The organism is Cupriavidus sp. CER-90 (genome assembly GCF_057652055.1).
Genome location: NZ_JBYGYM010000001.1, coordinates 1,397,623 through 1,424,173, shown reverse-complemented (window position 1 = coordinate 1,424,173; position 26,551 = coordinate 1,397,623). Strand labels below are relative to the sequence as shown.

23 protein-coding genes and 1 pseudogene are annotated in these 26,551 nt (G+C 65.3%); 17 read left to right on the top strand and 7 right to left on the bottom strand.

Going from position 1 to position 26,551, the window contains the following annotated elements; genetic code table 11:
• The first annotated feature begins 35 nt into the window (after positions 1 to 35).
• From AC24R4_RS06450 to AC24R4_RS06435, 4 genes are all read left to right on the top strand, one after another.
• A complete protein-coding gene (locus tag AC24R4_RS06450) occupies positions 36 to 1,472 on the top strand; it encodes an acetate kinase (protein WP_400396115.1) in 1,437 nt (478 codons plus the stop codon).
• A 166-nt stretch (positions 1,473 to 1,638) separates the two neighbouring features.
• Positions 1,639 to 2,151, top strand: a complete 513-nt coding sequence (locus AC24R4_RS06445) for a DUF1269 domain-containing protein (RefSeq protein ID WP_153948673.1) — start codon at positions 1,639 to 1,641, stop codon at positions 2,149 to 2,151.
• Positions 2,152 to 2,471: 320 nt separating this feature from the next.
• Positions 2,472 to 3,614, top strand: a complete 1,143-nt coding sequence (locus tag AC24R4_RS06440) for an ABC transporter substrate-binding protein (protein WP_487522525.1) — start codon at positions 2,472 to 2,474, stop codon at positions 3,612 to 3,614.
• Between the two features lie 64 nt (positions 3,615 to 3,678).
• Positions 3,679 to 4,458, top strand: coding sequence for an SDR family oxidoreductase (locus AC24R4_RS06435; protein ID WP_400394796.1), 780 nt, complete (start codon positions 3,679 to 3,681; stop codon positions 4,456 to 4,458).
• Between the two features lie 30 nt (positions 4,459 to 4,488).
• Here the strand turns inward: AC24R4_RS06435 and AC24R4_RS06430 are convergent, their stop codons facing one another.
• Entirely contained in the window at positions 4,489 to 5,391 is a 903-nt protein-coding gene (locus AC24R4_RS06430; RefSeq protein ID WP_400394802.1) for a LysR family transcriptional regulator, read from the bottom strand.
• Between the two features lie 172 nt (positions 5,392 to 5,563).
• On the opposite strand from AC24R4_RS06430, the gene AC24R4_RS06425 reads away from it, so the two are divergent.
• The 9 genes and pseudogenes from AC24R4_RS06425 (at position 5,564) to AC24R4_RS06385 (ending at position 14,917) form a co-directional block, all read left to right on the top strand.
• Positions 5,564 to 6,928: an acyclic terpene utilization AtuA family protein gene (locus AC24R4_RS06425; RefSeq protein ID WP_153948670.1), complete on the top strand. Its 1,365-nt coding sequence runs from the start codon at positions 5,564 to 5,566 to the stop codon at positions 6,926 to 6,928.
• Between the two features lie 12 nt (positions 6,929 to 6,940).
• Positions 6,941 to 7,291 carry an AtuA-related protein gene (locus AC24R4_RS06420; RefSeq protein WP_400394794.1) on the top strand — a complete coding sequence of 117 codons (351 nt, stop codon included), beginning with the start codon at positions 6,941 to 6,943 and terminating at the stop codon, positions 7,289 to 7,291.
• A gap of 44 nt (positions 7,292 to 7,335) precedes the next feature.
• Entirely contained in the window at positions 7,336 to 8,316 is a 981-nt protein-coding gene (locus AC24R4_RS06415; RefSeq protein ID WP_400394791.1) for a Bug family tripartite tricarboxylate transporter substrate binding protein, read from the top strand.
• A gap of 673 nt (positions 8,317 to 8,989) precedes the next feature.
• Positions 8,990 to 9,472, top strand: a complete 483-nt coding sequence (locus AC24R4_RS06410) for an immunity 42 family protein (protein WP_487522524.1) — start codon at positions 8,990 to 8,992, stop codon at positions 9,470 to 9,472.
• A 255-nt stretch (positions 9,473 to 9,727) separates the two neighbouring features.
• Positions 9,728 to 10,015: a hypothetical protein gene (locus tag AC24R4_RS06405; protein WP_487522523.1), complete on the top strand. Its 288-nt coding sequence runs from the start codon at positions 9,728 to 9,730 to the stop codon at positions 10,013 to 10,015.
• 479 nt (positions 10,016 to 10,494) lie between these two features.
• A complete protein-coding gene (locus AC24R4_RS06400; RefSeq protein WP_487522522.1) occupies positions 10,495 to 11,106 on the top strand; it encodes a hypothetical protein in 612 nt (203 codons plus the stop codon).
• Between the two features lie 141 nt (positions 11,107 to 11,247).
• Positions 11,248 to 12,940, top strand: a pseudogene (locus AC24R4_RS06395) (ShlB/FhaC/HecB family hemolysin secretion/activation protein).
• A gap of 113 nt (positions 12,941 to 13,053) precedes the next feature.
• Complete coding sequence (locus AC24R4_RS06390; RefSeq protein WP_487522521.1) at positions 13,054 to 13,869, top strand: hypothetical protein; 816 nt, start codon at positions 13,054 to 13,056, stop codon at positions 13,867 to 13,869.
• 304 nt (positions 13,870 to 14,173) lie between these two features.
• Entirely contained in the window at positions 14,174 to 14,917 is a 744-nt protein-coding gene (locus AC24R4_RS06385; RefSeq protein ID WP_487522520.1) for an NADPH-dependent F420 reductase, read from the top strand.
• Positions 14,918 to 14,968: 51 nt separating this feature from the next.
• On the opposite strand, the gene AC24R4_RS06380 is transcribed toward AC24R4_RS06385, so the two are convergent.
• Positions 14,969 to 15,358, bottom strand: a complete 390-nt coding sequence (locus tag AC24R4_RS06380) for a GNAT family N-acetyltransferase (protein ID WP_400394726.1) — start codon at positions 15,356 to 15,358, stop codon at positions 14,969 to 14,971.
• Positions 15,359 to 15,607: 249 nt separating this feature from the next.
• Between AC24R4_RS06380 and AC24R4_RS06375 the strand changes: the two genes are divergently transcribed.
• On the top strand, positions 15,608 to 17,098 hold the full coding sequence (locus AC24R4_RS06375) for an AMP nucleosidase (RefSeq protein WP_400394724.1): 1,491 nt from the start codon (positions 15,608 to 15,610) through the stop codon (positions 17,096 to 17,098).
• A gap of 178 nt (positions 17,099 to 17,276) precedes the next feature.
• Here the strand turns inward: AC24R4_RS06375 and AC24R4_RS06370 are convergent, their stop codons facing one another.
• Together AC24R4_RS06370 and leuA are read right to left on the bottom strand one after the other, a co-directional pair.
• Complete coding sequence (locus AC24R4_RS06370) at positions 17,277 to 17,930, bottom strand: OmpW/AlkL family protein (RefSeq protein ID WP_400394722.1); 654 nt, start codon at positions 17,928 to 17,930, stop codon at positions 17,277 to 17,279.
• 354 nt (positions 17,931 to 18,284) lie between these two features.
• Entirely contained in the window at positions 18,285 to 19,979 is a 1,695-nt protein-coding gene (gene leuA, locus AC24R4_RS06365) for a 2-isopropylmalate synthase (RefSeq protein ID WP_400394729.1), read from the bottom strand.
• Between the two features lie 566 nt (positions 19,980 to 20,545).
• On the opposite strand from leuA, the gene AC24R4_RS06360 reads away from it, so the two are divergent.
• On the top strand, positions 20,546 to 21,937 hold the full coding sequence (locus AC24R4_RS06360) for a hypothetical protein (protein ID WP_487522519.1): 1,392 nt from the start codon (positions 20,546 to 20,548) through the stop codon (positions 21,935 to 21,937).
• 357 nt (positions 21,938 to 22,294) lie between these two features.
• On the opposite strand, the gene AC24R4_RS06355 is transcribed toward AC24R4_RS06360, so the two are convergent.
• The 3 genes from AC24R4_RS06355 to AC24R4_RS06345 are packed head-to-tail and all read right to left on the bottom strand — an operon-like array spanning position 22,295 to position 24,898.
• The gene (locus AC24R4_RS06355; RefSeq protein ID WP_400395622.1) at positions 22,295 to 22,630 is read right to left on the bottom strand and encodes a DUF6587 family protein; all 336 of its coding nucleotides are present in this window, start codon (positions 22,628 to 22,630) and stop codon (positions 22,295 to 22,297) included.
• Between the two features lie 40 nt (positions 22,631 to 22,670).
• A complete protein-coding gene (gene feoB / locus AC24R4_RS06350) occupies positions 22,671 to 24,530 on the bottom strand; it encodes a ferrous iron transporter B (protein WP_400395621.1) in 1,860 nt (619 codons plus the stop codon).
• A 32-nt stretch (positions 24,531 to 24,562) separates the two neighbouring features.
• Positions 24,563 to 24,898 (bottom strand): FeoA family protein, encoded by a 336-nt coding sequence (locus AC24R4_RS06345; protein ID WP_400395624.1) that lies wholly within the window; start codon positions 24,896 to 24,898, stop codon positions 24,563 to 24,565.
• 215 nt (positions 24,899 to 25,113) lie between these two features.
• Here AC24R4_RS06345 and AC24R4_RS06340 point away from each other — a divergent pair, with 215 nt between their 5' ends.
• Together AC24R4_RS06340 and AC24R4_RS06335 are read left to right on the top strand one after the other, a co-directional pair.
• On the top strand, positions 25,114 to 25,632 hold the full coding sequence (locus tag AC24R4_RS06340) for a sigma-70 family RNA polymerase sigma factor (protein ID WP_487522518.1): 519 nt from the start codon (positions 25,114 to 25,116) through the stop codon (positions 25,630 to 25,632).
• Positions 25,629 to 26,408 carry an anti-sigma factor family protein gene (locus AC24R4_RS06335; protein WP_487522517.1) on the top strand — a complete coding sequence of 260 codons (780 nt, stop codon included), beginning with the start codon at positions 25,629 to 25,631 and terminating at the stop codon, positions 26,406 to 26,408. Before AC24R4_RS06340 ends, AC24R4_RS06335 begins: the two co-directional genes overlap by 4 nt.
• The last annotated feature ends 143 nt before the right edge of the window (positions 26,409 to 26,551 follow it).

The following is a 26,551-nucleotide window of genomic DNA, read 5'->3' as shown; positions in this document are numbered from 1 at the left end:
GCAGTATGCCCGCAGCCCCGGGGGAGGAAGACGTCATGAAGAAGCGTTCACTGCAGGGCATCGGCTATGCCGGATGCTCGATGCTGCTGTTGGGTGGCATGGCTCAGGCCCAGACGCCGCCCGATGCGGGGCCGCCGGCCGCCGCCAGGCTTGAATCGCTGCAAAAGGAACTGGCGGCCCAGGCCAGGCAGCTCGAGGAAATGAAGCGGGCGCTGGCCGAACAGCAGGCCACGATCCGCGAACTGCGCCGCACCGTCGACAGCGAGACGCTGCAGCGCAAGCGCGGCGGGCAGGGCGCCGGGGTGACGGGCGGCAACATGGCGACCAACGCCGCCGCCGCGGGCGCGGCAGCCAGCGCCACGCAGATCAACAACACGGCACAGCAAGGCGTGCAGGCCCAGCAGGCCCCGGAAGCCGCGCCGCCCGACGCGCCGCCGCAGGGCCAGGCCGCGCAGCCCGGCGAATCGGCCGCGGGGGTCGAGGAGCCCGTGGGCAAGCCGCCTGAGCGCGACACGCGTCCGCCGGAGATCGCCCCGATCTTCGACCAGCCCGGCGTGCTGACGCCCGCCGGCAAGATCATCGTCGAACCCAGCCTCCAGTACGGCTATTCGTCCAGCGACCGCGTGGCGCTGGTTGGCTACACGGTGATCCCCGCCATCCTGATCGGGCTGGTCGACGTGCGGCAGGTCAAGACGTCCACCTACGTCGGCGCGCTGGCCTTCCGGTACGGCATCACCAAGCGGCTTGAAATCGAAGCCAAGATTCCGTACGTGCATGCGAGCAGCGACACGGTCAGCCGCGAGGTGTTCACCGGCACCGCCGTGGACAACGTGTTCAATTCCAGCGGCAGCGGGCTGGGCGACGTGGAAGCGACGCTGCGCTACCAGCTCAACTACGGCAACGAGAAGATGCCGTTCTTCATCGGCTGGCTGCGCTACAAGTCGAACACGGGCCGCGATCCGTTCGAGGTGGTGACCGATTGCGTGACCCGCTGCGTGAGCAACACCACGGGTACCGGGCTGCCGCTGGGCATGCCGACCGGCACGGGCTTCCAGGCGATCCAGCCCGGCGTGACGTGGCTGCTGCCGACCGACCCCGCGGTGTTCTTCGGCACCTTCAGCTACCTGCACAACTTTGCGCGCGACAACGTCAGCCGCACGGTGCTCAATGGCCAGACCGAGAACCTGGGCAAGATCGCGCCCGGGGACATCTTCCAGTTCAACTTCGGCATGGGCCTGTCGCTCAACGAGCATGCGTCGTTCTCGATCGGCTACGACCAGAGCATCATCTGGCCGACCAAGCAGAACGGCCAGACCGTGCCGGGGTCGGTGCGCATTACGCAGGGCACGCTGCTGGTGGGCTACTCGTACCGCTTCAACAACCGCTACACGCTGAACCTTTCGGTGGGGGCGGGCCTGACGCGCGACACGCCCGATCTCACGGTGACGGTGCGCCTGCCGATCACATTCTGAGCGCATGATGCGGCGCGAGGTGACGCCCGGAATTCTTCCGGCGCGCCTCGTGCGGAAGTCAGCCGTTCGGTACCTTGCACAGTCCTTTCGGAGAGAGTAGAACGAAACGAAACCGTCCCAGACGGATGACCCGGACACCGGGGCGGCCTGACAGAGGAGGCAAGTCATGCGCAAACGGATCTTCTGGTTGTTGCCCGACCTGGCAAGCGCCCGCCGTACCATGGACGACCTGCTGCTGGCCCGTATCGAGAACAGTCACATCCACTTCGTCGGCCGCGATGGCGCGGACATGACCGGCCTGCACGAAGCGAACCTGTTCCAGACCTCGGACATCGTGCACGCGGCGGAAATGGGCCTGATGGTGGGCGGTGGCGTCGGTATCGTGGCCGGGGTCGTGGTGGCGATGTTCCCGATCGTCAGCGATACGCCGCAATGGGGCCTGGTCGGCGTGCTCGCCGTGCTGGGCGCGGTGTTCGGTGCCTGGGCCGCCAGCATGATCGGCAGTTCGGCGCCCAACAGCCGGCTGCGTGGCTTCGAGAAGGACATCGAGGCCGGCAGGCTGCTGCTGATGGTTGACGTGCCGCGCGGCCGCGTGGAAGAAATCGAGGCGCTGCTGCAGAGGGCCCATCCGGAAGCCCGTTTCGCGGGGCTCGATCCCGCAGTGCCGGCCTTCCCCTGATCCGTACGCCGGCAGCCCCGGGCGCGCCGTGCCGGACTGCCGTTCCGATCGTCTTCGCGCGCCCCACGCGGCGCGCCCCGGCGCATGTTCCCCCATGCGCCACGCTGCGGCCACACCGGACCGCCACCGGACCAAACAGGCCCTGGTGTGATGCCGCAGCAACAGTTCCCCGCCCTCGATTGTTCCCGCGTTTGAACAATTACCTCTGATGAGGTACTTTGCGCCATGCCGCCGTGTGGTGCATCGTGACGATGCGTACTGCCGCGCGGCGGGCAGCGGCACAAAACAATTCAAGCCAGCAGCTTCAGGAGGGGTCAACAATGAGGAACGCGCGATACATCGCGTGCGGCATGCTTGCCGTCACGCTCGGGTTTGTCACGTCCATGGCGGCGCATGCGGAACCTGGCATCACCAAGTCAGCCATCCGGATCGGCCAGTCGGCCGGTGTCAGCGGGCCCGTGGCCGGATCGGTCAAGGAACAGATCGCGGGTGCCCAGGTGTACCTGAACCACGTGAATGCCAATGGCGGCGTGGCCGGCCGGCGCATCGAACTGCTGACCTACGACGATGGCTTCGACGCCAGGCGCACGCCCGACAACGTCCGCAAGCTGATCGGCGAGGACAAGGTGTTCGCGCTGTTCATGGTGCGCGGCACGCCGCAGAACGAGAGCATCCTGCCGATCATCGGGGCCGAAAAGGTGCCGCTGATCGCGCCGCTGACGGGTGCCATCACGCTGCACCGGCCAGTGAACCGCTACGTGTTCAACGTCCGCGCCAAGTACCAGGACGAAGTGGCCCGCGCCATCAACCACCTGGCGACGTCCGGCATGAGCCGCATCGCCATTTTCTACGCCAACGACGGCTTCGGGCAGGACGTCTTCGAAGGCTTCAACACGGCGTTGCAGGCGCGCGGCGTGCAGCCGGCGGGCGCGGCGTCGTTCAACCGTCCCATGGGCGACATCAGCCAGGGCGTGGCCAGCGTCAACAAGGCCAACCCGCAGGCCGTGATGGTGATCGGCTCCGGCTCGGAGGCCGCGCGGATCATCCGCGAGATGAAGAAGGCCGGCAGCGAGGCGCAGTTCGTCACGCTGTCCAACAACGCGGCGGATTCGTTCATCAAGGAGCTGGGCGACGATGGCAAGGGCCTGATCATCACCCAGGTGGTGCCGGGCATGAATTCGAGCCAGATGAGCATTGCCAGCGAGTACCGCGGGCTGGCCAAGGCCCAGAAGCTGGAGCCCAGCAACGCGGGCATGGAGGGCTTCATGTCGGCCAAGGTGCTGGTGGAAGGGCTGCGCCGTGCCGGCCCCGAGCCCACGCGCGAAAAGCTGGTGGCCGCGCTGGAGGGCCTGCGCGATTACGACCTGGGCGGCATCCTGATCAGCTACAGCCCCACGCGTCACACCGGGTCGTCTTTCGTGGAAATGTCGATCGTTTCGTCGACCGGCAAGCTGATCCGCTGACCGGCGGCTCGCCCGCCCCCGCCGGCCGCCAACGCGGCCCGGGGGCTGCGGTATAGTTGCCGCCATGGCGACTTCCAACGCAGCTCATCCTTTTTCGCTGGCCGGACGCGTGGCCCTGGTCACGGGCGGCGCGCAGGGCCTTGGCCTGGCCATGGCCGGCGCGCTGGCCGATGCCGGCGCGCATGTGCTGGTCTGCGCGCGCAACGCGCAGCGCGTGGCCGATGCCGTATCGCAACTGCAGGCGCGGGGCGCCACGGCCGAAGCGCTCGTGCTCGACATCACCGACGCCGCCGCCGTTGCGCAGGCCTTCGAAGGCATCGCGTCCCGGCATGGCCGGCTCGACATCCTGGTCAACAACGCCGGCACGCGCAATCGCAACAGCATGGCCCAGCTGGATGCCGATGACCTGCGCGCGATGCTCGACACCAACCTCGTGGCGCCCTACGCGCTGTGCCGGCACGCCGCGCGGCTGATGCAGCAGGGACAGTACGGCCGCATCGTCAACGTGACGTCGATTGCCGGGCAGGTGGCGCGCGCCAACGACGTGCTGTATCCCGCCACCAAGGGCGGCCTCGACGCGCTCACGCGTGCGATGTCCGCAGACCTGGGCCGGTTCGGCATCACCGTCAACGCCGTGGCCCCCGGCTACTTTGCCACCGAGCCGAACCAGGCCATGGTGGACGATGCATCCGTGGCCGAATGGCTGCGCAATCGCACGTCGCTGGGCCGCTGGGGCCAGCCTGCCGAGGTGGCGGGCGCCGTGGTCTTCCTGGCCTCGCCCGCGGCGTCTTACGTCACCGGCCAGGTGCTGGCCGTCGATGGCGGCTACCTCGGCCACTTCTGACGTCGGCAAGCCGCCGGTCTCCCGGACGATTCAGATCCGCTTGCTCGCGCCATAGTGGGCGCGCAGGCAGTCGATCATGGCCGCCGAGGCGGCCGAATCGCTTCGCTCCCTGAGCCGCACCAGGCAGATCTCGCGCACCAGCGCGGGCATCTGCATCGGCCGGATGGCCAACCCCTCGCGCCGGAACTGGAACAGCGCCAGCGCCGGCACCACCGATACGCCCAGGCCCGCCTGGACCAGCGCGGCCACCGTGGCCAGGTGCTCCACCTCCATCACCCCGTGCAGCTTCAGCGGATGCATGGCGGCGTCCAGGTGCTGCCGCACACTGCTGGTCCGCGACAGCTGGATGAACGGCAGCCCGGCCAGCGTCTGGGGGGCGATGCGCCGCCTGGTGGCCAGCGGATGGTCGGCAGGACACACCAGGTGGAAGGTGTCATGGACCAGCGATTCCACGCGCAGGTCGGCGTCCTGCGCCGGGGCCGGCGCCAGCGCGAAGTCGGCCTGCCCGCGTCGCACCATGTCGATGCAGCCATCGGCCAGCTGGTCGTACAGCTCCAGCGAGATGCCCGGATAGCGCCGATGAAAGTCCGCCAGCAGCGGCGGCAGGTCGCCGCCGGCCAGCGAGGGCAGCGCGGCAATGGCCACGCGCCCCTTGCGGCGTTCCGCGTGGTCGCGCAGGTCTTCGAACGCGCTCTCGAAGTCCGCCAGCAGGCGGCGCGCCACTTCCTCGAACCGCTTGCCGTCGGCACTGAGGTCCACGTGCCGCGTGGTGCGCTCGAACAGCCGGCTGCCGGCCTGGTCTTCCAGCGTCTGGATCAGTGTGCTGAAGGCAGATTGAGACAGATGGCAGGCCTGCGCCGCCCGGGTGAAATTACGATGCGTGGCCAGCGCCACGAAGGCGCGCAGGTGCTTGACCGAGAGATTCGACAGCATGGCGGGATAGTGCGGCGGATTCATCCAGGAAGTCGATAGATTAATCCAAATAATCCGTTTTCGCGTGGCAGAACCCGGCCCTAGAATGAGACCGCTGCCAACCCGGCCACCGTGGCCGGTCTGGCCAGCACCCATTGCCGAAGAGTCATTCCTCCAGACGTTGCCAACGCCCATGACTGCTCCCCTGCTGATCGGGTCCGGGGCCGGATTCTCCGGCGACCGTACCGACGCCGCCCTGCCGGTGGTGCGTACGCTGATCGCCGCCGGCGGCCCGGCGGCGCTGATTTTCGAAACGCTGGCCGAGCGCACGCTGGCCCTGGCCCAACTGGCACGCCGCGACAACCCCGAGCACGGCTACGAGCCGTTGCTGGACCACCTGCTGACGCCTGTGCTGGGACTTTGCCTGGCCAACCGCATCCCGATCATCGGCAATTTCGGGGCCGCCAATCCGCGCGCCGCCGCCCGCCGTATCCTGGCGCTGGCTGCCGAACTGGGGCTGGCCGCCCCGCGCGTGGCGGTGGTGGAGGGCGACGACCTGTCGCATGACGCCGGCCGCGCCATGCTGCGCGGCATCGTCGGCGACGCGTTTCCCGAAGCGCGCTTCGTTTGCGCCAACGCCTATATCGGCGCCCAGGGCATTGCCGACGCGCTGCGCGACGGCGCACAGGTGGTGGTATGCGGCCGCGTGGCCGACCCCGCATTGGCCGTGGGCCCGGCAATGGCCCATTTCGGCTGGGCCTGGGACGACTGGACCCGCCTGGCCGCCGCCACCATGGCCGGCCATCTGCTGGAGTGCGGCGCGCAGGTCAGCGGCGGTTACTTTGCCGACCCCGGCATGAAGGATGTGCCCGACGTCCACGACGTGGGCTTCCCGATTGCCCGCCTCGACGCCGACGGCGGCATCGAGATCTTCAAGGCGGCCAACACGGGCGGCTGCGTGGACCTGCGGACGGTCAAGGAACAACTGCTGTACGAAGTGCACGACCCGTGTGCCTACCTGACGCCCGATGTGGTGGCCGATATCGGCCAGGTCACCGTCGAGCAGATCGGCCCCGACCGCGTGGCCGTGCGCAATATCCGCGGCCATGCGCGGCCGGCGGAACTGAAGGCCAATCTGTTTCACCTGGGCGGCTGGTTTGCCGAAGGCGAGATTTCCTACGCGGGCCCCAATGCCGCCGCCCGGGCGCGCCTGGCCGCCGACATCGTGCGCAAGCGCATGCAGGGGCTGGGGTTCGATGTGCCGATCCGCTTCGACCTGATCGGCGTGCTGAGCGTGTTTGGCGACGATGCCGGCACCATGCTGGCCGCGCCACAGCCCGGCGAGGCCGAAGCCCGCGACGTGCGCATGCGCGCTGCGCTGGCGCACGAGGACAAGGCCGTGGCGCAGGCCCTGCTGCGCGAAGTCAACGCGCTCTATACCTGCGGACCGGCCGGCGGTGGCGGCGTCCGCACCGCGCTACGGACGCGCCTGAATGCCACGTCGTGCCTTGTGCCGCGCCAGGCCGTGGCGGCGTCCCATTCGTTCGTGACTGCCTGACCGGAGCCCGCCATGACCGCAACCCAGCAAGCGCCGCTCTACCAGTTCGCCCATGGCCGTACCGGCGACAAGGGCGACCGTTCCAACATCAGCGTGATTGCCTACGACGCACGCGATTTTGACCACCTGGTGGCCCATGTCACCGAAGACGCCGTGCGCACGCTGTTTGCCGCGCGCCAGCCCCGGGCCGTGAAGCGACACGTCGTGCCGTCCATCCAGGCCATGAACTTCGTGATCGACGGCGTGCTGGACGGCGGCGTCAACGATGCACTGAATCTCGATACCCACGGCAAGGCGCTGGCCTTTCTGCTGCTGGGTTTGCCGATCCCCTTGCCGCCGCGGCTCGCCGGCGGCGCCGCATGAGTGCCGAGCCGTCCCATATGTCAAAACGATTCGAGGAGACACAGATGTACGGAATTCGCAGGCCGCAGGCCGTTGCCGCCGCTATCGCCACGTTCGCGTGCCTGGCCTTGCCCGCTGGCAGCGCATGGGCGGATTTCCCGGACAAGCCGATCCGCTTTGTCGTGCCGTTCGCGGCCGGCAGCGCCACCGACCAGCTTGCGCGGGCCATCGGACAGGCCATGACGGTGGACAGCAAGGCCACCGTGGTGGTGGACAACAAGCCCGGCGCCAACGGCTTCATTGCCGCCTCCGACGTGGCCAAGGCCGCGCCGGACGGCTACACGGTACTGATCACCACGAACACGACCCACGCCGCCAACGAACACCTGTTCAAGAAGCTGCCCTATGACCCGGTGAAGGACTACGCGCCGGTGTCGGCGCTGGGCCGCGGCGGCCAGATCATGGTGGTCAACCCGCAGGTGCCGGCCAAGACCGTGGGCGAGTTCATCGCGCTGGCCAAAAAAGAACCGGGCAAGCTCAGCTTCGGCAGCGGCAGTTCGTCGTCGCGCATCGCCGGAGAGCTGTTCCAGCAGATGGCCCATGTGCAGCTGCTGCACGTACCGTACAAGAGCAATCCGCTGGCCATCACCGACCTGCTGGGCAACCAGATCCAGATGATGATCACGGACACCGCCACGGGCCTGCCGCAGGTCAAGACCGGCAAGCTCCGCGCACTGGGCGTGTCGGGCAAGGCCCGCTCGCCGCTGGCGCCGGACGTGCCCACCATCGACGAAGCCGGCGTGAAGGGCTACGAGATGAGCTACTGGTTCGCTGCCTATGCCCCGGCCGGCACGCCGCCCGCAGTGGTCACGAAGCTGAACCAGATGCTGGTCAAGGCCGCGAAGAGCGATACGGCATCGAACTTCTACAAGTCGACCGGCACCGAAGTGTTCACCAGCACGCCGGCCGAACTGGCCAAGTTCCAGACCCAGGAATCCGACAAGTGGGGCCGCATCATCAAGGCGGCCAATATCCAGCCCGAATAAGCCCGAAGCCCCAGCCCCCTTCCTCCCGCGCTCCGTCCGTCCCTGCCGCCCAGGCGGACGAAGGGGCCGGGACGGCCACGCAGGCCAGCCCAGCCAGCCTGCCCTCACATCTGCCTCACCCCATCCGCACCGGGATACGAGTGGCCGCCTCCGCAGAAACGGGTACGCCTGTCGCAGGACCGTTGCACTCCGTTGTCCCCGCACATCACCGAAATCAGAATTAAAAAAGTCTTATATCAGGCACTTCCGATACTCGGTTCTGGCGATTCTGCGAGATCGTCTCTCTCCCTCCCTTGACCGGCGCGGCATTCCGGGCGGCGGGATTGCAGGCGTAACAGATTTGTGATCGGAAAGGTAAAGCGCCTAGGCAAGAAGGGGGGTATCCATCACTTTCATTCATGGTTTACCCTGCGAGCCGTTTTTGGATGCTTACATTCGGTTACAAGCGGCGTTGCGTGCGGTGGCCGCTCTCTTGGGGCTGCCTGCAGTGATACTCGCATTCTCATTAGCAAAGGGGGCTGGGTGGAAGCCAATACCTGCGGGAATGCCTGTAATGCTGACGATTTTTACGAGTATCAATTATCAGCTCGTCAAGGAGTCGCGGGCATTACATCGCGCAGAGCGAGGAGAGCAGCCACCGCAAGCTTCATGAGGCTATTGGAAGCAAGAAATCATGCTAGTGGGAAATCCAGATAGATTCGCTATATGGTTCGATGCGGTTGATTTGTGGTCAAATGAGCGCTTTGATAACGGATGTATCGCTTATTTTATTGGGGGAAATCCGGTCTGGTCACTAAACTGCACCCTCAATACTGACATCCATATGCTTTCCATCATGAATTGCATGAGTGAAGATGTCGAAGATCCAGATATGTATAGATTGCCGGTGGCTCGCGCGTATGAGAAGCTTGTAAAGATGGCGTTTCCGGACATTGATTCCGGGGATAATAAGAGTGACTATAAACATCTGATAACAGTGGGTTCTCTATTGGATGATGGTTATAGGGCATTTCTTGTTGAGTGTGATAAGGAGGCGAAGATAATTCTCTGCAACGAGAAAAGTAATTCCGGAGTTAAGGAGTTTATTCTGAATCGTGGTGAATTTCAGGGAGTTATATCGGAGGCTGTCAGAAGGTACAGTGATTCGTTGCCCTGATGGTCCGAGTACACACTCGTGGGGGAACAAGATGCCCGGAGTAAAACCATGATCGATCTTACCTTGGTGCGGTAAGTTTCGATGACGGGTTACTCGTATCTATCGATGACACCGGCCCACAAAAAATCCCGGAAACGACGGTAACTGGAAGTGATAGTGGGCGGGTTTGTAAGATTTTTGACTTATAGCTCCCGACGGTCGAGGGATTCGGTACGGCCCTGGAAAATTCATTACATTTTTGGAGCCTCAGAAAAAATGAGCAATTTACATGCAATCATCTCAAGCCCCCCCGATCGCGAGAGCATTGTTTTTGAGATTTGGAGCGACGACCGGCAAGTTGCGGAGATTTCAAGGGAGCGTGGCAAGGATTATGAAATAGAAATTTATCCCGCTTGCGATGGAGGGGCATGGAACTTCAATCTGACGGAATTGATGGCTTTTTTGGCGAGAGGGATCGAAGAGCTCTCTCGCTCAAAATACAGGAGTTGCCGGAGCCGAAGCGGCAAATATAATCGAATTTGGGCTCTAAGAGAAAATGAATGATAGGGAACAATATTCCAAAAAACCGATTCACTGCAAGTCAGATACTCCATAATTGGAATTATGATTTTGGGATTTCTCGGTCTTCCGTTGTTCAAGCTTTTACCAAAATCGTATGAATATCTTGCGGCAGTCCATGTTGTTGTCTTCGTTGTTGTGCTGCTGCTGATCGGCTTACTGTATCGTTGCCCATTCTGCAAGTCGATACCTCGGGGGTATCCGATACCGTACGTTGATTTATCTCCGAAGAGTTGTAGAGTATGCGGGCACTCGTTTTCAGTCACCCCTAATCGGGACTCCGAAGAAAATTCTTAGGGTGTCGATCGGTTAAGCGGCCGCTCCACTATGGACTCGATTAAACGCTAATAACGTGTTTTCCAAAGTGACCGGTTGCGCGCTGGGATCAAGTAATCGGATTCTGGTGCGAACCTGATCGTTCACACATATGCATTCGCCGGACATATCAGTCATCTGACGTCAACATGAAGTTCCCCCTTTTTGCAGCCCTATCCCTGTCTAGCGCCACCGCCATGGCGGCCACGCAAGCCGTCGTCCTGGAAACCCCGGTAACCTACGCTCCCGGCTCCGAGGTCGTCCAGCAGGTCAAAAACGAATGCCATATCGAAGACATGCTGGCCACCCGGGTGGGAGACGTCCTCCGCAAGCGCAACAAAGGCGGCCCCGGCACGGTAGCGGTGGGCGCCGATACCAGCGGGTCGCAAGTTCTACGGCTTCAGATTTCCCATGTGCTCGGCATTGGCGGCGGTGCGTGGACGGGGCCGAAGGCCATCACCGTCAATGCCGAGTTGCTCGAGGATGGCAAGGTCGTCCGGAATACGAAGGTAAATCGCTGGTCTATCGGCGGATTCTGGGGCGCATTCAAGGGCACCTGTTCGATCCTGGATCGCAGCGCGATCGTGATTGCCAAGGATATGGCCCGGTGGGTGCGTGACCCGTCCTATGTCGTGAAGGACGAGGGCCCGCCGAAGGATGCGTCGTCGGCAGAGACGCTCGCCGCCGACCCGGCGACCGCACCCCTGCATACTCCCGCCGCCGAGCCGGCGGCCGAGCCCGCGCCCGCGCCGGTCGAGTAACACCAATCCAGATTATTCGCAGTGCTTCGACGGGCGCGAAAGCCCCGTCTGGCCCTTGTTACGCCGATGTCTTTCAAACTGCCGCACATTGTTGCTGTCGCGTCACTCGCGGTCGGCCTTTCGGGGCTGCCGTCGTCCGTGATGGCGCAGGTCCCGCCACCTTCCGGCCAGGCTGCCGCCCTAACCAACGCAGAACAAGACCAACGCACCCGCCAGCAGCAGGAGGCACGGGAACGGGCTGCTGTCGTCGCAGCGCCAGCCGTGCGCGCTGAAGCGACAGCCCGTGCCGAGTTTCCAGCGTTGCCCAAGGACGACCCATGCTTCCATATCGGAACGCTTCGTTCTCGAAGTCCCCAAGGACTTGCCGGCCGACCTGCAAACCGCTGGCGCCTCGGCCTTGCCGATGGACCCGTTTGCCTTTGCGCAACAGTGGCTTGCGCACTATCAAGGCGAATGTGTTGGCAAGCAGGGTGTGGAAACGCTGGTCAAGGGGCTTTCGCAAACGATCCTGTCCCGGGGCTATGTCACGACGCGCGTGCTGGTGCCAGAGCAGGATTTGTCGTCGGGCACGCTGAAGCTGGCCCTGATCCCGGGTGTGATCGGCGACATCCGCTTCAGCGACCCAGAACTCTGGGGCACCTGGAAATCGGCTTTCCCCACCGCCCCCGGCGAACTGTTGAATCTGCGTGATCTGGAGCAGGGCCTGGAGCAGATGAAGCGTGTGGCCAGCCAGGATGTCGATATGCAAATTGTGCCGACTTCCACGCCCGGGCGTAGCGATGTCGTGATCGCCGTCAAACGCGGCAAGCCGTGGACGCTGGTAGCCTCCGTCGATAATTCGGGCTCGCGTTCCACCGGCAATTGGCAAGGCAATGTGAGCGTCGGCATCGACAATCCGCTAGGCCTCAGCGACATGTTCAACATCGGCTACAACCAGGATCTGCTGTTCAGCAACAAGGAACACGGCACGCGCGGCTGGAATGGCTTTTATTCGATGCCGTGGGGCTACTGGACGGCCACGCTGTCGGCTTACAGCAGCAACTACTTCCAGCAGATTGCTGGCGTCAATACGACGTTCGTGTCGAGCGGAAAATCGGAGAACGTCGATCTGAAGCTGCATCGGGTGCTGCGCCGCAGTCAGAACGATGTGTTGGGCATGCAGGTGCGACTGACGCGCCGGTTCGGCACGAGCTATATCGATGACACCGAAATTCCGCAGCAACGCCGAAATAACACCATCCTCGAAGTCGGGGTGACGGACCGCCATTACTTCGGTCCGTCGCAGCTCGACGCCACGCTGTCATTCCGTCAGGGCATTGGCGCCTTCGGGGCGCAGGACGACACGCTGGCGTCGTTCGATGGCCCGACCTGGCGTTACCGGATGATGGTGCTCGACGCCAATCTCTCGGTGCCTTTCAAAGTCGCAGAACAGCCATTCCGCTACGTCACGACGATCCGGGGGCAATTCACCAATGACCGGCTCTATTACGTGGATGACTTGACGATTGGCAGCCGATATACCGTAAGGGATGGCGAGAGCCAGCTTGCCGGCGAGCGTGGATTCTATTGGCGCAATGAACTGCAGGCGCCGCTAGGGACCAGCGGCCAGGCGCTTTACGTCGGTCTCGATTATGGCCGCGTGTACGGACCATCGACCCAGGCACTGGTCGGCACGCAACTGGCCGGCGCGGTGATCGGCATGCGCGGCGGCCTGGGCGCGCAACGGTTCGGCGGCGTCTCGTATGACGTGTTCCTGGGCACGCCCGTGTACAAGCCGGAGCCATTCAATACCGCCGGGGTGACGGCAGGAATGCAGGTGGTTTATCAGTATTAGGCGACCTGCGCCGTCCAGCATTCCAACAGACCATCTCACTTAGCCTTCGATTTCCCAACCCAGGGCAGCACAGACTGCCCGCTCTCTCAATGCCCGCAAGGGGTCAAATATCCATGAAGAAGACGCTCGCATTTACGCTGTTGGCATCCGCCGCCGTCATCGCCGCCTGTGGCGGCTCGGACGGGGAAAGCACGAACAGCGCCGGCACCACCGGCGCCACAGCCGGTTCCACTGCAAACGCGATGGCGCCGCTCGACGCGCCTTGCCTGACGCCGATGACAAATGGCAAGAAGATGACTGTCTCGGCAAATGCCGGTCCGGTGACGGAGGTCGTGACGTTCGAAGGCAAGCACATCGGCCAGACCACGTTCGATGGCAAGCGCCTCGATACCATCGACGTTCAGGCCAGCGGCACGCTGTTCCACGCCGTATCGTCCAACTTCCGCATCTATCTGGATCCGGAAACCGTGCTGTTTCCGCTCGGCGTGACCGAGTTCGGGCACCGTGGCTATCCTGATGGGCCGTGGGTCAAGTATCGGCGCTTTACGTATGAGGATGCCGCGGGCAAGCCGGCCAGGCTGTCGCTGCTGGGCATGCAGCCCAACGAGACGCGCACCGTGACCATGGCGGAGGAGCGGGAGTCCGCGTTGGCCACCGATCCGCAGCCGGCGTTTACCCGTGGCGTTGATCGGAAGGTCCAGTTGACGGTGCAATACATCGGACGCGAAGACGTGGCCGCGATGGGCAAGTCCTACGCCAACACGTGCAAGGTCAAGATCCGGTACGACCGTGAGCCGGGGAGCGACTTTCCCAACCTTGAGGCGACTGTCTGGCTGGCGCCCGGCCTGGGCCCGGTCAAGCTGAGCGGCTTGCCGCTGCTGCGCGTGGATACCTTGTCGGCCGAAACGTCGGGCATCGTGGCCAACTGATCGGTCGCGCATTGCCCCCGGGCGATGCCCCAGGCAAAACACCCCAGCCCTGTCTCCGGGGCTGGGTGTTCACCTTAGGCTTCGGAGTGCCCGGCAAATGGCGCAGCTGCTAAGCCAGCTTGGCGCCCGCCGGCAGGCGAGCGTGGAGCAAGCTTGAAATGTGCGGCGTATGCATCACATATCCGCGCGACAGACGATGAACCAGGGCTAAAGTACCCCTGACTGCCTGGCGTCACGGCATCCCCGGATTTTTCTTGGGGATTCGCCTAGAGTGATCGGAGCGGGACACTACGGAGGGCGGCCGATGGCGCATGGACTCGAACGAATGTCGCGGGGGCGGCGCAGGCTTGTGATCGCCGGCGGGTGGTCCTTGCTGCTGGCGACGCCGGCCTGGCGCGCCTTGGCGCAGCCGATGCAGGGCAAGGCGAAATCGAAGATTGGCGTGGTCGGCTCGGGCCGGCTGGGCAGCGCGGTGGGCAGCCTGCTGGTGAAGGCGGGACACCCGGTCATGTTCGCGTCGCGCCATCCCGAGGAACTGAAGGCCCTGACCGATTCGCTCGGGCCGCTGGCCCGGGCCGGTACCGTCGCCCAGGCCGTGGCATTTGCAGACGTGATCCTGCTGGCCGTGCCCTACGGTGCGGTGCCGGATGTGGGCCAGCAGAACCGTTGGCAGGGCAAGATCGTGCTGGACGCCACCAACGCCGTGGCGGCGCGCGACGGCGCCATCGTGGACGAAGTCAAGGCCAACGGCATTGGCGCCACCACGGCTAAATACCTGGCCGGTGCGCGCATCGTGCGCGTGTTCAATTTCACGGGGGCGGCGGAATTCACGCGCGAAAGCCACCGCAAGCCGCCGCTGATGGCGGTGCCGATGGCCGGCAACGACGCCGAGGCGCTGTCCGTGGCGGCCGGGCTGGTGCGCGACGCGGGGTTCGATCCAGTGGTGGTTGGCGGGCTATCCAGCGCCGACCGGTTCGCGCCCGGTGGCAAGCTGTTCCGCCAGATGGGGACTGCCGAAGAGTTTCGCCGTGCGATGGACCAGCCGTAGTCTGGACCGGCCGTAGCTGGCCGGCGCGGGTGGGGGGCGACGGGCAGCGCGTTAGCGCCGGCGCCACTCCATGGCGACCATCGATGGCGTGAAGCCCAGCTGGCCGAAGAATGCGGCTTCCGAGGAGCGCGCCGCGCGCAGGACCCAGGTGATGTCCGGGTCGTTGCCCATCACGTGGCGCAGCAAAGCGCGGCCGATGCCGCGGCGGCGATGCTGTGGCGCCACGGCGACCACCGAGATGTATCCGTTGGAGATATCGTCGCAGAGTGCTCGGGCGAAGCCGATGACCTCGCCGTTTTCCACCGCCACCGCCACGCGTTGGGAGTTGGCGATCAGTTGCGCGAACCGCTCGGGATTGCCGACCCGTTGTTCCCAACCGTTGGCAGCCAGCAGCAGCCGGGCCGCCTCCACCTCTGCGGGCAACGGATTACGGATTTCCATCGACAATTCCTCCTGCGTGATTCCGGAGCGCATGCATGCAGACCCTCCAGAAGTGGGGGGCGCAGAGCGGCTGCGCCGCGTTTTCGCGCGATATGTCGCGACAATTTGTCGCGCATTTCGGCGCAGAGTGTAGCGAAGCCGATGCGGCGGCGTCAAACAACTTTGTCCGCAAAATGCGACCGTCCGCACGCAGGGGCGCGTCCCGATGCGCGGCGCGCAACGGCCTGTCGCGCGCCGGAAGCTGGCGGTATGATGGCTGCCATGAACGCCCCCATCTTCTCCTCCGCACACCCGGCCGATCAGCTGGCCGAGTTCAGCAATGCCGATAGCGCCATGGCGCGTATCCGCGAGATCTACGACAGCTCCGTGGCGGCCGTGCGTGCGCGCTTCGACGCGTTTGCCAAGGGCAAGCCGCTGCCATCGGCGGCCCACGCGTGCTACCCGTATCTCGGCATCTCCGTCAACCTGGAAACCATGGTCACCGACAGCCGCCCGTCGTGGGGCACGGTGGCCTACCCCGGGGTGTACGGCACCACGGTCACGCGGCCGGATCTGCTGTGCGACTACTACCGCGACCAGATCGAACGGCTGATGCGCTATCACCGCGTGCCGGTGGTGGTGGGCCTGTCGCGCCGGCCGATTCCGCTGCCGTTCGTGATCGAGGCATCGACCACCGACATCAGCTACACCCAGGCCCGTGAACTGGAAGCCTCGTTCGTGCTGCCCGAGCTGAGCCGCATCGACGATTCGATTGCCAACGGCACCTACGAGCCCACACCGGGCGAAGCCTGGCCGTTGTCGCTGTTCCCGGCCGAACGCGTGGACCTGGCGCTGCAGCGGCTCTACCACTACACGGGCACGGCGCCGCATCACTTCCAGCGGTTCGTGCTGTTCACGAACTATCAGCGATATGTCGACGAGTTCGTGACATTGGGGCGCAACCTGATGTCTGGTGACGGTGGCGACGGCTATGTGCGGTTTGTCGAGCCGGGCGATGTGGTGCAGGACCTGGGCGGCGTGGAACCTGACGACGCGTCGCGCCCGAAGGCGCTGCCGCAGATGCCGGCCTATCACCTGGTGCGCGAGGACGGGCTCGGCGTGACGCTGGTGAACATCGGCGTGGGGCCGTCGAACGCCAAGACCATGACCGACCACCTGGCCGTGTTGCGGCCGCATTGCTGGCTGATGGTGGGCCACTGCGGCGGACTGCGCCGCTCGCAGCAACTGGGCGATTACGTGCTGGCGCACGCCTACGTGCGCGACGATCATGTGCTGGACCACGACCTGCCGCCGTGGGTGCCGGTGCCCCCGATCGCCGAAATCCAGGTGGCGCTGCAGGAAGCGGTGGCCCGCGTGACGGGTTTGTCCGGCACCGAGATGAAGACGCGCATGCGCACCGGCACGGTGGTATCGACCGACGACCGCAACTGGGAGCTGAAGTCGAAGGCGCTGTACGCGCGCTTCAACCAGTCGCGCGCGATCGCGATCGACATGGAAAGCGCGGCCGTGGCGGCCAATGGCTTCCGCCTGCGCGTACCCTATGGCACGTTGCTGTGCGTATCCGACAAGCCCCTGCATGGCGAGTTGAAACTGCGCGGCATGGCCAACGCGTTCTACCGCCAGCGCGTCAGCCAGCACATGACGATCGGCCTGGAAGCGATCCGCATCCTGCGCGAGAACGGCGTCGAGGAACTGCACTCGCGCAAGTTGCGCAGCTTCGACGAACCGGCGTTCCGCTAACGCCAGGAGTCCGGAGTCCGGGGCTCATGGCTCGCCTCACGCCCTTCGACGGGAAACAGAAATAAAAAAGCGCGCGGCGTTGCCGCGCGCAGTGAGGCGGGAAGGACGTCGGTTAGGCGGCCTTCCCTCGAGGAGACAAAGTGGAAAGTCTCGGAAAAACCTTAATTTCGTAGACCCATCAGAAGCGATAGCCCACGCCGGCGCTGAACAGCCACGGGTCGAGGCTGACGGTCGACACCTTGACACCATTGGCGTAGACGTTGCTGGAAATCCAGACCTTCTTGGCGTCCACGTTCAGGAACCAGTTCTTGGTGAGCCTGTAGTCCATGCCGATCTGCAGGGCCGGACCCACGCTCCACTTGTCCAGACCCAGCGTGCCACCGGCCAGATCGGCGCCATAGATGCGCGTCGCGTTCACGCCGGCCCCGACGTACGGGCGGAACGTGCCGTTCGGCAGGAAGTGGTACTGCAGCAGGATGCTCGGCGGCAGGTGCTTGAACGTGCCGATCTTCGTGCCGTCAAGGCTCACGTCCTGCTTCTGCGGAATGGTCAGTACCAGTTCGGCCGCGATATGCGGGACGATGAAGTAGGTGATATCGACTTCCGGGATCCATTTGTTGTTGACGTGGATGCGATCCGATGCACCCACCCCGCCCACGGGATCCGACTTGTTGGCCATGTCCAGATAGGTGCCGCGCAGGCGGACCATCCAGTTGCCCTGCGCTTCGTCGGCGGCGATGGCCGGCGCGGAAATGGTGCCGAAGGTGGCGGCGAGCGCCAGGCAGATCGAGGAAACAAGGGTCTTGCGGCGGGGAGAAGTTGCAGTGGTCATGTTGGTCAGGCACAAAACATCGAAAAAGTGCGACCAGTGTGTCTTGAGCGAGGCCCCCAAACCTTGATGCAGGACAAGTGAAGTGCAGCCCACGCAAATTGGATGGAACTGCGTCGTCAATGCGCGACACCGGCGGTGGCGCAGCCCTGCAGGGGCTTGCGACACGCGGTGAATGCTTCTATGGACATGCGGATTTATTCGTGGCGCCCGCGCGTTGCGGCCCGTACGCTGTGGGCTCGTGGTTGTGCACCGCGCATGTCGTGGGCGTCCGCCAGGACGTCTTTTCAGGTGTGCCCTGTGGGGGCAGGGCACACCGTTTTTCAGCCAGATCGGACGATCAGCGCAAGCCGCGGATCACGCCGCCTCGGCCTGGTCCTGATCCTGACCCTGGGCCTGCAGATGCCGGTTGACACCCGACACCATGGCCTTCAGCGATGCCGTGACGATGCTGGCGTCCACGCCGGCGCCAAAGCCCGTCGGCGAATCGCCAACTCGTACTTCCACATAGCAGGCCGCATTGGCATCGGCACCGGTGGTCATGGCGTGCTCGTGATAGTCCATCACCCGCACGGCAATGCCCAGGCCGCGTGAGAACGCATCGACGGTGGCGTCGATGGGCCCGTTGCCCGCACCGCGCACCCGCACGGACTGCCCGTCGCGTGTCACTTCCATCTCGATTTCCACGGCGTTGTCGCGGGTCGACACCATGCGGTGCGACACATAGCGCAGCGGCGCCTCTACGTCGAGGTACTCGCGGCGGAACAGCGCGTAGAGGTCCTCTGCGCTGGCTTCGAGCCCGGTCTCGTCGGTCATCCCCTGCACCGCGCGGCTGAACTCGATCTGCAGGCGGCGCGGCATGAAGATGCCATGGGCCTGCTCCAGCAGGTACGCCATGCCGCCCTTGCCCGACTGGCTGTTCACGCGGATCACCGCGTCGTAGCTGCGGCCCAGGTCGGCGGGGTCGATTGGCAGGTAGGGCACTTCCCAGATGGCGTCAGCCTTCTGCTGCGCAAAGCCCTTGCGGATGGCGTCCTGGTGAGAGCCGGAAAAGGCCGTGAAGACCAGGTCGCCCACGTACGGATGGCGCGGGTGCACGGGCAGCTGGTTGCAGTGTTCCACGCACTGGCGCACTTCGTCGATATCGGAAAAATCGAGTTCGGGGTCTACGCCCTGGGTGTAAAGATTCAGCGCCAGCGTGACCAGATCGACGTTGCCGGTGCGTTCGCCGTTGCCAAAGAGGCAGCCTTCCACGCGGTCGGCGCCGGCCATCACGGCCAGTTCGGCGGCGGCCACGGCGGTGCCGCGGTCGTTATGCGGATGGACGGACAGCACGATGTGTTCGCGTCGCGCCAGATGCCGGTGCATCCATTCGATCTGGTCGGCAAAGATGTTCGGCGTGCTGCATTCCACCGTGGTCGGCAGGTTCAGGATCATCGGACGCGTGGCATCCGGTTGCCAGACGGCCGACACCGCGTCAGATACTTCCAGTGAGAAATCGAGCTCGGCCAGGCTGAAGGTCTCCGGCGAGTATTCGTACGACCAGGCCGTTTCCGGCATGGCATCGGTCAGCGCGCGGATCAGGCGCGTGCCGGACACGGCCACCTCCTTGATCTCGTCGCGCGACGCATTGAACACGATGCGCCGCCAGGCGGGGGCGATCGGGTTGTACAGGTGCACGGTGGCGCGTTTGGCGCCGCGCACCGATTCCACGGTGCGGCGGATCAGGTCATCGCGCGCCTGGGTCAGCACCACGATGGTGACGTCGTCCGGAATGCGGTCTTCCTCGATCAGCATGCGGACAAAATCGAAATCGGTCTGCGATGCAGACGGGAACGCGACCTCGATTTCCTTGAGACCGACCTTCACCAGCTGTTCGAAGAAGCGCAGCTTGCGGGCGCTGTTCATCGGCTCGATCAGCGCCTGGTTGCCGTCGCGCAGATCGGTGCTCATCCAGCGCGGTGCGCGGGTGATCTGGCGCGATGGCCACGCGCGGTCGGGCAAATCGACAACGGTGGCGGGACGGTACTTGGCGGCGGGGTTGCGCAACATGGGCATGGGTATCTCCTTCCTCGCTAAGGAAGTATCAGGAAGCGGCTCGCGGTACGAGGGCTTCGTGTGAACGGGAAAACAGAAAACGGAAAAAGGGTGGCGAAAGGCTGCCGAACTGCCACGGGGCGCTAGGCCCGGCAACCGATCGGTAGGCCTAGCAGTAGCGAGGAAGCGCCCAGCAGGGCGCGGCACGACGTCAGGGCGGCCAGCGAACCCGCAACACGCGCGCGCACGGCGGCACCGATGCGCGAGGCATCTGCGGCGTGGCGGAGGTTGAAGGTGTTGGCTGGCATCGTGCGAGAAGGATATCGTCGCGCCCTCTGGCGCGGACGAGCAGGATGAGGGTAGTGCAAAACGGGCCGCAGCGTCAACCGTCGGCGTATTGTCTGACAGGTCTGATTCGGCCTGGAATGCGAGGCACCGCACGTCAAAGCCTTACCCCGAACGGATGAATTCCACCCGATATGTGGGTTGGCGCTCAGTCCTCTGGCCGGTACATCGCCATCCACTTCCCGCCTAGGCTGACAGCAGCAGGAACGGGATCGATAACGACAGAGGGGGCAATCATGCGTACACGTACGTGGACGGGGTGGATCGCGTGCATGGCGACCGCCATGCTGCTGGCGGCCTGTGGCGGTGGCGGCGGTAGCTCGGGCACCGGCGCGACGGCACCCGCGGGAACCGGCGGCGATGCCGGTGGCAGCGCGGGGGGCAACGGTGGAAGCGGCAGCACGGCCGTCGCCAAGTCGTACACGCTGGTCATGAACCGTACGTCGGGACAGGTAGGCGTGGGCAGCACCCTCTCGCTGACGGCATCGGTCGTCGACGATCTCGGCAACGACGTCACGGGCGCCACGACCTTCGTCTGGACCAGCGGCAACGGCTCCGTGGCAGCGGTAGCCAACGGCACCCTCCCCGGCAGCGCCGTGGTGACAGGTGTGGGCGTGGGCACCACGGCTGTCAACGTGGCCGCGACGGTGGCCGGCGCCAATGGCACCACCACCGCGCTCCCGCAGGCGACCGCCACGATCACCGTGGTGGCACCGGGCGTGCGTACGTACAGCCTGGCGCTGCCGTATCCGGTGCTGTCGATGACCAACGGCCAGGTGCTGCCGGTAACCGCATCGCTGATCGACAGCGACGGCGCGGACCGCTCGGGCGCCGCCACCGGCTGGACGTGGCGCAGCAGCACGACGGCCGTCCAGGCCACCGGCTCCACCAACGTGGGCACACTGCGCGGCGTCAACACCAGCGACACCACGGCGCAGTCCGTGGTGACGGTGCAGGTCACCGCGCCCGACGGCAATACCCTGACCGGCGCCTTCCTGGTGTCGGTGTTCAAGACCAGCGTGCCGACCTATCGCCTGGTGCTGTCGCAGTACGGCAAGCAGATCAACGCGCTGAACGTGCTGAATGGCTACCCGCAGACCTACGATTCGCGCGTGCTGCGCAATGACGAAAGCGATGCCACGGCCGACTTCACCGGGCTGTGGACGTACATGACCACCTCGCCGTCGCTGGCGGTGGTGCCGAACGCGTCCACGCGCGTGACCACGGTCAGCACCAGCCGCCCGACCGGCATCGCCCCGCTGCAAAGCGTGCTGGAGGAAATGGCCGGCAGCCTGACCCTCACCGCCAAGCCGCGCGCCCAGCTGCTGGTGACCGAGCAGCCGACGTGGGGGCTGATCTACAGCGGCCCGAGCCCCTTCGTCGTGCCGAACGGCGGGGCACCGGTTTCCGCCCACCTGTTGCACCGTGGCATCGACGAAGGCGTCATGGGTTGCAACGGTACGTGGAACTGGCAGGTGGGCAGCGGTCCGGTGTCGATCGTGCCGCACGGGGGCAACCTGGCGTCGGTGGTGCCCACCGGCTCGGGACCCTTCACGGTGATCGTCTCATGTACCGCCGGGACCGAGGCCATGCCGGTGTCGCTGACGATTCCGGGCGTGGCGCAATAGGGCAGGGTGGACGCGAAGCATGCCTGCTGGCGGGGGGGCGTCGCGTTGTTTCGTTGGGTGGGCGTACCCGTTTCTGCGTAGCGATCCCCGACGTCCGGTTATGCGCTCCCCTCTCCCATGAATGGGAGAGGGGTGGGGGAGAGGGCAGGCGTTTCAACAAGGATTGGCGGGATTTGAACCTCCAGACCCTCTCCCCCGGCCCCTCTCCCGCGCTGCGGGAGAGGGGAGCAAACAAGCGGGGTTCGCAGCAAAGCGTACCCGTTTCTGCGTGCGGTCCAGTCAGGTCCCACCAAAACAAAACGGCGACCCCAAGGGATCGCCGTTGTCATTGCCGAGCCGCTCGGGCCGGTGCCTTAATCACGATTTGCGTACGAAGCGGATGACCTGCTCGTTGCTGCCGCCGGAAGCGGTACTGCCCGTATCGCCGGAACCGGCGCCGGACGTGTTCGCGTCGCACGTGCCGCAGCCGCTGTTCGTATCGCAGCCGCTGGCGCACCCCGCGGCCTGGGTCGGGGCCAGGCGTCGTGCCAGCCATCCGCGCCAGCCGCTGGCCGCCGCGCCGCCCAGCATCGCCGCCAGCCTTGCCTTCGCGCGTTCGCGCGTGCGCGGCATATAGCGGCCCGCCACGTGGATGGCGCAGCCCAGCACGATCAGCGGGACGATCAGGGTTTCGAAGGCGTGATAGAGCGTCATGGCCGTTGGACTCGAAGGCAGCGCGTCAGTTTCCTCGCAGTCAGGTAAGAGCCAGGGCCACGCGGTACGTGATGAACGACGCGAGATAGGCCAGCCCGGCCAGGTAGGCGGCCGAGGCCGCCATCACCTTCCATGAGTTGGTCTCGCGACGGATCACCGCCAGCGTGGAAATGCACTGTGGCGCGAAGACATACCAGGCCAGCAGCGACAGCGCCGTGGCCAGCGACCATTGCGCCGCGATCATCGGCGCCAGCTGCACCGCCACGGCATCGTCGCTGCCCGACAGCGCGTACACCGTGGCCAGCGCACCCACGGCCACTTCACGCGCGGCCAGGCCCGGTACCAGCGCGATGCAGATCTGCCAGTTGAAGCCGATCGGGGCAAACACATGCTCCAGCGCGCGGCCGATCATGCCGGCGAAGCTGTAGTCGATCGGCGGCATGGTGGCGCCTTCGGGCGGCGACGGGAACGTGGCCAGGAACCACAGCAGCACGGTCAGCGTCAGGATCACCTTGCCCACGCGCGACAGGAAGATGCGCGCGCGCTCCCACAGGCCGATGCCGATATCGCGCGGATTCGGCACGCGGTACGACGGCAGTTCCATCAGCAGCGGATGGTCGGTGCGGTCGCGGCGGAACCATTTCAGCACGTAGGCCACCAGCAGCGCGCTGACGATGCCGGCCACGTACAGCACGAACAGCACCAGGCCCTGCAGGTTGAACAGGCCGGCCACGGTGCGTTGCGGAATGAATGCGCCGATCAGCAGCGCATACACCGGCAGGCGCGCCGAGCAGGTCATCAGCGGCGCCACCAGGATGGTGGTCAGCCGGTCGCGCGGGTCCTGGATCGTGCGGGTGGCCATGATGCCCGGAATCGCGCAGGCAAAGCTGGACAGCAGCGGGATGAACGACCGGCCCGACAGGCCCGCGCCCATCATCAGCCGGTCCAGCAGGAACGCGGCACGCGGCAGGTAGCCCGATTCCTCGAGCGTCAGGATGAACAGGAACAGGATCAGGATCTGCGGCAGGAACACGATCACGCTGCCCAGGCCGGCGATCAGGCCGTCCACCAGCAGGCTTTTCAGCATGCCGTCGGGCATCAGGCCGCCAATCCATTCGCCAAAGACATGCACGCCGGCCTCGATGCCGTCCATCATCGGCTCGGCCCACGAGAACACGGCCTGGAACATGAAGAACAGCAGCACGGCCAGGATCACCAGGCCGAACACCGGGTGCAGCACCACGCGGTCCACGGCGTCGTCGAAGCGTGCGGTGCGCGTGGGCATCGTCACGGCGGCGTCCAGCAGGCGCTTGACCTCGGCGTGGGTATCGAGCTCGGACACGCTGTCGAGTGCCTGCGCGGGCGGCGCCGGGGGCAGCGTCTCGTCGAACAGCTTCACCAGCGCGGCGGCGCCGTCGCGCTTGACGGCCACGGTCTGCACCACGGGCACACCCAGCGCCCGCGACAGCGCATCGCGGTCGATCACGATGCCGCGGCGTGCCGCCGCATCGCTCATGTTGAGCACCACCACCATGGGCAGGCCCAGGCGGCGCAGTTCCAGCACGAAGCGCAGGTGCAGGCGCAGGTTGGTGGCGTCGACCACCGACACCAGCAGGTCGGGGCGCACCTCGCCGGCACGCTGGCCCATGCAGACCTCGCGCGTGATGGCTTCGTCCAGGCTGGCCGAATGCAGGCTGTATGCGCCGGGCAGATCCAGGATGCGCACGGTGCGGCCGGCCGGCGAGACGAACTGGCCTTCCTTGCGCTCGACGGTCACGCCGGCGTAGTTGGCCACCTTCTGGCGGCTGCCGGTGAGGCGGTTGAACAGTGCGGTCTTGCCGCAATTGGGGTTGCCTACCAGCGCGATGCGCAAGGCGGAGGCGTTCTGGGCAACTGACATGATGGAATAGGGTCAGGCGACGCGCGGGGCCGTCAGGCGATGCGCTGAGCGTCGGAATCGGAAGCGTCGGTCGTACCGGCCGTCGTGGCCATATCGGCCTGGCCTGCCGGCGCGATGCGCGACACGGTGGCGGTGGCCACCTCCACGGCAATCCGGTCAGCCTCCGAGCGGCGCAGTGCAAAGCGCGTGTAGCCTACCTGGGCGACCAACGGATCCTTGCCGAACGGGCCGAAGGTGACAATCTGCACGGATTCGCCGGGCACGAAGCCAAGATCGCGCAGGCGTCGCGCAACGGGGTCGCCAGGGGTGGCATCGTCCACCGATTTCACGATGGCGACCGTGCGCCGGGGCAGTTCAGACAACCGCATATGCTTCCAGTCCAAGGGCGGGATCGCCGCCGCGCGGCAGGGAAAATCCTGCTGGGTACGTAAATAGAAATCGTTCTCGATTGTATAGCATCCGCGCCATTTGCGCGCTGAAGCCACACCGTTGTCAGCTGTATGTCATGGGGACGGAATAATCCGGCCCTGCCGGACGTTTACCGTGTAACGACTCTCTCCAGCCGCCCCGCCGCCCCCAACCGATGGACAACGATTTCTCAGACGATGCGCTGCGCGAAGTGATCCCGAGGCTGCGCCGCTTTGCGGTGTCGCTGACGCGCAACGAGGCCAGCGCGGACGACCTGGTGCAGGCGTGCCTGGAACGCGCGCTGTCGCGCCGTGTGACGCGCCAGGATGGCGGCGACCTGCGCGCCTGGCTGTTTTCGATCCTCTACCGGCTGTTCATCGACGGCCAGCGCCGCGCCAGGCGGTACGCGGGCCTGCTGACGCTGTTCGGCGTGGGCAGTGACGATGACAGCGCCCCCTCCACCGAAGATGTGGTGCTGACCCGCTCGGCGCTGGACAACTTCAACCAGTTGTCAGCCGAACAGCGCGCGCTGCTGATGCTGGTCACGGTGGAGGGGCTCAGCTACCAGGAGGCCGCCGATGCGCTCGATGTGCCCATCGGCACCGTGATGTCTCGCATCTCGCGAGCGCGCAAGGCGTTGCGCGAGCTCACCGACGGCAAGGTCGTCCATTCCCCCCTGCAGGTGCTCAAATGAATACCCTGATGCCCACCGAACCGGAACTGCACGCCTACGTCGATGGCGAACTGGACGAAGCGCGCCGACAGCAGATCGACGCACTGATCGACAGCCACCCCGACCTGGCGAGCGAAGTGCAGGAGATCCGGCTCGACATGCAACGCCTGCGCGCCAGCATGGAGCCGCCCCCGGCCGACACGCCGGCCCGGCTCGATCCGTTCCGCATCCGCCGCGGCCTGCGCGACCGCATGCGGCACCGCGCGACCATCGCCGCGTCGCTGGTCATGGCGCTGGCCGTAGGGGGCATGGGCGGCTGGCAGTCGCGCGAGATCGCGCTGCGCCAGAGCTATCCGCCGATGGCCGATGCGATGTCGGCCTATCGGCTGTTCGCCGTCAGCGCCACGCCGCAGATGGTCGATGTGAAGGTCGATGTGAAGGTCGATGGCAAGGCCGCCGACGCGCGGGAACTGCAGTCATGGCTGAATCGCCATTTCGTGCAGCCGGCCCCGCTGCCCGATTTTTCGGCCTACGGGTTTCATCCCGTGGGTGGCCGGTTGATGTCGACCGAACAAGGCCCCGCGGCGATGATCCTGTACCGGAACCCGCAGATGCAGGCGATCGTTTACTACGTGCGGCCGCAAGGCGATCTGCGCCTGCGTAACGGGTCGCGCACTGAGGGCAACCTGATGGCCCAGTACTGGCGCAATGGCCGCTATCTATATGCGGTGGTCAGTCCGACCGACAATCCGGCCGCGCTGCCCGTGCAGCGCGCCGTGGCGCCGGGCGATACGTGAACCATGCCGGTTAATGCTAGGGATTACCCCGAAGGGTGCCCGAATCCGCGGCGTAATCGCCATTTGGCCTTCGAATAACACAATTGCGGTATTGGTGCGGCGCACGCCCCGGGCCTAAGCTTCACGCACGCTGAACACCCCGT